The 345-nt window shown below is 45.8% G+C and carries 1 protein-coding gene; it reads left to right on the forward strand.

What is annotated here, in order from left to right; translation table 11 throughout:
- Positions 1-95: 95 nt before the first annotated feature.
- On the forward strand, positions 96-345 hold a 250-nt coding region (locus tag ET33_RS30185), incomplete at its 3' end, for a helix-turn-helix domain-containing protein (RefSeq protein ID WP_036690970.1).

A 345-nucleotide genomic window follows, 5' to 3' on the forward strand; every position in this document is an offset into this window, starting at 1 on the left:
GGGACTGAGCCCGTAACGTGAGACAAATCAAAACACCTTCGAGAGAATGTAACCATGTCGTAAGATATGGAGACAACCTTGGAGGTGTTTTTACGTTGGCAACAAGAGTTAGCTACCCTGTGGAAATGAAAATGAAAGCAATTGAGATGAGGCTAGCGGGTGTACCCGTGAAAGTGGTTATGGAGAAGCTCAACATACGAAATAAAACCCAAATAGAGACGTGGATGAGGTGGTATCGAGCGGGAGAATTCCACCGACTTGAACAGCCAGTCGGTAAACAATATAGCTATGGGAAGGGCCCTGAGTATGCCTCAGAACTCGAAAAATTGAAAGCCGAGATTCGGT

This window comes from Paenibacillus tyrphae (assembly GCF_000722545.1).
Taxonomy (GTDB): domain Bacteria; phylum Bacillota; class Bacilli; order Paenibacillales; family NBRC-103111; genus Paenibacillus_G; species Paenibacillus_G tyrfis.